Below are 5,078 nucleotides of genomic sequence, written 5' to 3'. Positions count from 1 at the left end.
CCCATGTTGCCCAAACCATTCGAAAAGGCGGATATGCTTGTTATGTGGTTGGCAATCGTAAGGTCAAGGGAGTGATTCTTCCGACTGATATAGCCATTCGCAATTTTTTTGAAGAAAATGGATTTGTGCATGTTCATACTTACATGCGTCAAATTCCGAATAAGAGAATGCCTTCAAAAAATAGTCCATCAAACAGGGCGGGAAAGCTAGATGACACCATGACCCAAGAATACATTGTGGTGATGAAGCGGCCTTTGTAGAAGTTTACGCCGCTATTTTAGCCAGCAGGCATGTTACAATTACCCCCAATCCACTCGGAAAAGGGTTTTCGATGACCGAACCTCGCTGGCTGGGCTGGGTACAGCAGATTCAGGCTCTGGCACAGGATGGACTGGCGTACTCGACCAATCCGTTCGACATTGAGCGCTTTCGTGCGCTGCGGAATCTGGCCGCTCAAATCATGGCTGCCTACGGGCAGAGCGATTTTGAAACGCTGGAGCGCGTATTTGCCGCTGAAGCGGGCTATGCCACTCCCAAACTGGATGCGCGCGGGGCCGTGTTTCAGGATGGCAAACTGCTGATGGTGCTGGAAAAAGCCGACGGCGGCTGGACGCTGCCCGGCGGCTGGGTGGATGTAGGCGAATCGCCGCGCAGCGCGGTAGAGCGCGAAGTGTTTGAAGAATCGGGTTACCGCTGCCATGCCGTCAAGCTGGCCATGCTGGTGGACCGCAACGCCCCCAAGAACGGTCATCCGCCTTACATCTTTCACCTGTATAAACTCTTCTTCATCTGCGAACTGACCGGCGGGCAGCCGGCCGAGAGCATTGAAACCGGCGGCGCAGCCTTTTTTGGTGAGGATGAAATTCCGCCGCTTTCGGTGGCGCGCACCACCTTGCCCGAAATTCAACGCCTGTTTGAGCATTACCGCAACCCACATCTGCCCACCGATTTTGATTGATGAGCCGACTGCCTCGCCGTATTCTTGAGAAAATTCCATTTCCCATGCCTTGCCTCTGGCTGGTTATGCTTGTGTTCGGCTTGCTGCTGGGCGCCTGCTCACCGATTTTGCCGCCGCAGGCTGACGAGGCAGCTCCGCAAACAACCCGCACCCGCGCGGTGCTGCCAACGCTGATACCAACGGCTGCGCCTCAACCGGAGCAGACAGCCACGCCGGACGCGCTGGATGACTTGCGCGGGCTGGAAATCCGCCTGTTGCACCCCTGGACGGGCAGCCTGGCTGCCGCGCTGGAAAATGCCGTGCGTGATTTCAATCAAGGCAATGAGTGGGGCATTCGCGTACGGGCCGAATCGAGCGGGTCGAGTATGGTGCTGGCGCAGCGGATGGAAAATTCGCCTTCGGCTGAGCCGATTGCCGATCTGATCATTGCCCCGTCGGAGAACTTGCTTTTCTGGCACGCCCACGGCAACCGCATTCGTCCGTTGAACGACTTTTTGCTCGACCCGCGCTGGGGGTTGAGTGAGGCGCGTCGCGCCGATTATCCGCTGGCCTTCTGGCAGCAGGATCAGGCGGAGGGTCAGCAGCTGGGCATTCCCGCGCTGCGCACGGCGCGCGTCTTTTTCTACAACCTGAGCTGGGCTTCTGAACTGGGTTTTAGCCGTCCGCCGGAAACCCTGGATGAGTTTCGTCAACATGCCTGCACGGCTGCGCGCGCCAACAACACCGACCGCACCGGCAGCAACGACGGCACTGGCGGCTGGATGGTGGATACTGACGGCTGGACGATTTACGCGTGGTTAAAGTCCTTTGGGTTGAACAATCCCTTGCGAGGCGAGCCGGTGCGCCTGTCGTTCAATCATCCGCAAACCCTGCAAGCAGGCGAGTTTTTGCGCGGCATGGTGGATGAGGGCTGCGCTTTCTTCGGACGCATCCCCCCGGAAGAAGCCTTTGCCACCCGCCGGGCGTTGTACTTTTCGGCATCCCTGCTGGATATCCCGGTTCTCACCGCAACCCTGCAGCGTTTGGGCAGCCAGGATGTCTGGATGGCGCTGCCCTTCCCGGTCAGTGACCGGCCAGTGGTGGTGGTTGGCGGCCTGTCCTACGGCATTCTGCGCAGCCAGCCCGAACGCGAACTGGCCGCCTGGCTGTTCATCCGCTGGATGACCCAGCCGGAGGTGCAGGCGGCCCTCCTGCAATCCGGCGGCGGCTTACCCTTGGGAGCCGCTTCGGCAAACCTGGCTCAGGAAGACATGCGTCAAAAATACCCTGCCTGGGGGACTGCATTACAGTGGATTCCGATTGCCCAGCCGCTGCCGGTCAGCGGTGAATGGCGTTTTGCCCGCTTCATCCTTGAGGATGCCTTCTGGCAGGCGCTGCAATATTATGTCCCTCTGGAGCAGATTCCCGCCGTGCTCAACCAGATTGATCCGACCCTGCGCGAGGTGGTCGAAAGGCATACCGGTCAGGCCAGGCCGTGAGCCACCAGTAACCCCTCATCCGCCAGGAGATGTTCGGTTTTACCGTCCGCAACCAGCCGCCCTTCGTCCAGAATCAGCATGCGCGGGCAGATGTGCTGAACCAGATTCAAATCATGTGTGGCGATCAGCAGGGTTTGCGGCAACTGCTCCAGCAAGTGGATTAATTCACGCCGCGCGCGCGGGTCAAGCCCGGCGCTGGGTTCATCGAACAGCAGCATGGCGGGTCTCATCGCCAGCACGGTGGCAATCGCAACCCGTTTCTTTTCCCCCATGCTGAGATGGTGCGGCATACGGGCTGCAAATGCCTGCATCCCGACCGCAGCGAGGGCTTCGCTGGCTCGCGCAGTAATTTCCGCAGGGGTCAGCCCCTGGTACAAAGGGGCGTAAGCCACATCCTCAAACACGGTGGGGGAGAACAGCTGGTCTTCCGGCGATTGAAACACCAGTCCCAGGCGGGCGCGCAGACGCGGCAGGCTGGCATGGCTGAGCGGGATGCCTTCTACCAGAATGCTGCCCTCGGCGTGCAGAATGCCGGCCAGTGCCAGCAGCAGGGTGGATTTCCCTGCGCCGTTGGGGCCGGTCAGGGCTACCCGTTCGCCGGGCCATATCCGCAGCGAAACGCCATTCAGTGCCAGCCTTCCATCCGGGTAGGTGTAGGTCAGGTTGTGGACTTCGAGAATGGGATTCAACGCCCGCCTCCCGTGGTCAGCCAGCCAAACAACCCCACCAGCAGGTAAAAGAGCAGTCCGCCGGCCAGCAAGCGGTAGGAGCCGCTGGAGAGTGCCGGCTGCGGCAGACTGCGAATTTCGCCGTCATAGCCGCGCGCCAGCATGGCGGCATACACCCGTTCAGCCCGTTCAAAGGAACGCAGGAAAAGACTGCCCGCCATGCCGCCGGCCACCCGCGCCCGCCACAGCAGGCTGCCGCCCGCCCGGCGGCTGCCATCGGCGCGGCTGCTGCGCGCCTCACGCGCCTGCAGCAGCTGGCGTGCGGTTTCACCGAAGACGAACAGGTAGCGGCTCATCAGGGCAATGACGGTGATGAGCAGGCGCGGGACTTTCAGAGCGCGCAGGGCGAGGAGAATGGAAGGGATGGAAGTCGTGAGCGTCAGCAAGGCGGCGGCCTGCAGTGAAATCCAGGCTTTGAGCAGAACGGCAGCAAAGCGCATCAAACCGGCTGCGGTCAGGGTCAGGCCGTTTCCCACAGGCAAGGTCAAAAGGGGTGTGCCGGGGGTGGTAAAAGCTAACGGCAGGGCAGCCAGCCCAAACGGCAGGGCCAGCCAGCCGCGCCGAATCAACTTGGCGAGTGGTACCCCACTGAGCAGCGCCGCCGCCCAGAGCGCGCTGAGCAGCAGCAGATAAGCCCCGCCGGGACGGTTGGGCAGCAGCGCGCTGGTCACAATCAAGCCCAGCGTCAGAGTGACTTTCACCCGGCCGTCCAAACGGTATAGACCGCTTTCTTCTTTCCGCAGGGCAACCTGAATTTCGTCCATCAACCCTGGGTGCGCCGGCGCAGCAACCCGGCGGACATGGCTGCCAGCGTGACAACCACCAGCCCAAGGATGCCCGCCGCAATGGTCGCCAGGGCTTCATTGGGTATGCCCGGTACAAGGTAATCGGGGATGATTTCGTAAAACGGTGGGCGGGCGCTTTCAATGAACTGCAACTGTTCGGCAACCCATTCCAGTCCGTCGGGATGGCTGGATGCCAGCGGCGAAAAAACGGTGAGCAGCACGGCAATGATGCCGCCGCCCAGCCATACAGTGCGGTTGAGGGCTTGCTGGCGGTTTTCACTGCTCAACAAATCGGGCCGCGCAGCGTAAAGGAAGCCCAGCGCGCCGATGGTGATCAGCCCCTCGCCGATGCCGATCAGCGCATGGATGCCGCCCATCGCCGGCACAGCCAGATTGGCGGGCGAGGTGCCCGAAAGGGCCAGTTCCAAAGCGCAGGCCAGCGCTGCCAGAAAGATGGAACTCCACGCCGCGGCAAACCCGCCGGCGAACAAACCCCAGCGCGCCTTGCCTGCCAGACGGCGGACGAGCGAAAAAACGGCGTAAGCGCTCCACACGCCGACAATGGCCATGTTGAACAGGTTGGCGCCCATTACCACCAGCCCGCCATCCTGAAAGAGCAGCGCCTGAACGCTGACCACGGAGGTCATCACCAGCATGGCGGGGTAGGGGCCGAGCAGAATGGTTGCCAGGGCAGCGCCAAGCAGATGACCGGAGGTGCCGCCGGTGACGGTGAAGTTCAGCATTTGGCCGGCAAAAATGGCGGCTGCCAGCACGCCCATCAACGGCACTTCCCGTTCGGAGAGGGTCTTTTCCAGCCGACGAACGGCACTGCCAATGAGGAGGATGGAAATCAGCCAGAGCGCCAGCGAAACCGGCAGGGAGAGGAATCCATCGGGGATGTGCATGGGTTGGGGACTGTAAAGCATGACAAAAACCTCGCAAATTTGATAGAATTGAGAAAAGGGAGTAGTGTTATTATAAACCAAAATTTGCAAATGCAAATATTAGCATTACGAGTAAAAAGGAAGCATGAGAGCCTCTTCGGTTGATGCGGCCATTCTGGATGTATTGAACGCCCATGCGCCCGGTCATTTGACCGCCGCGCAGGTTTATGAACAGATTCAACCCC

The 5,078-nt window shown here is 60.5% G+C and carries 5 protein-coding genes and 1 pseudogene; 3 read left to right on the top strand and 3 right to left on the bottom strand.

The features are described 5' to 3' along the window. The 3 genes and pseudogenes from ACWIZX_RS10220 to ACWIZX_RS10210 all read left to right on the top strand — a co-directional run. Window positions 1-260, top strand: a pseudogene (locus ACWIZX_RS10220) (DNA methyltransferase); the annotation flags it as partial. 71 nt (window positions 261-331) lie between these two features. Then, window positions 332-958, top strand: coding sequence for an NUDIX hydrolase (locus ACWIZX_RS10215; protein WP_448335683.1), 627 nt, complete (start codon window positions 332-334; stop codon window positions 956-958). Beyond that, window positions 958-2,436 carry an extracellular solute-binding protein gene (locus ACWIZX_RS10210; protein WP_448335682.1) on the top strand — a complete coding sequence of 493 codons (1,479 nt, stop codon included), beginning with the start codon at window positions 958-960 and terminating at the stop codon, window positions 2,434-2,436. The genes ACWIZX_RS10215 and ACWIZX_RS10210 overlap by 1 nt, the downstream gene beginning before the upstream one ends. On the opposite strand, the gene ACWIZX_RS10205 is transcribed toward ACWIZX_RS10210, so the two are convergent. From ACWIZX_RS10205 to ACWIZX_RS10195, 3 genes are read right to left on the bottom strand one after another with little or no spacing between them, the layout of a single operon-like run. Further along, window positions 2,421-3,116: an energy-coupling factor ABC transporter ATP-binding protein gene (locus tag ACWIZX_RS10205; protein ID WP_416181017.1), complete on the bottom strand. Its 696-nt coding sequence runs from the start codon at window positions 3,114-3,116 to the stop codon at window positions 2,421-2,423. The genes ACWIZX_RS10210 and ACWIZX_RS10205 overlap by 16 nt on opposite strands. A gap of 5 nt (window positions 3,117-3,121) precedes the next feature. Continuing rightward, complete coding sequence (cbiQ, locus tag ACWIZX_RS10200) at window positions 3,122-3,928, bottom strand: cobalt ECF transporter T component CbiQ (RefSeq protein WP_448335681.1); 807 nt, start codon at window positions 3,926-3,928, stop codon at window positions 3,122-3,124. Beyond that, window positions 3,928-4,875 (bottom strand): energy-coupling factor ABC transporter permease, encoded by a 948-nt coding sequence (locus tag ACWIZX_RS10195; RefSeq protein WP_322793055.1) that lies wholly within the window; start codon window positions 4,873-4,875, stop codon window positions 3,928-3,930. Before ACWIZX_RS10195 ends, cbiQ begins: the two co-directional genes overlap by 1 nt. Window positions 4,876-5,078 lie beyond the last annotated feature (203 nt).

Source organism: Bellilinea sp., from assembly GCF_053501535.1.
The sequence above is the reverse complement of the archived record's forward strand: the minus strand, read 5'-3'. Positions and strand labels throughout refer to the sequence as shown.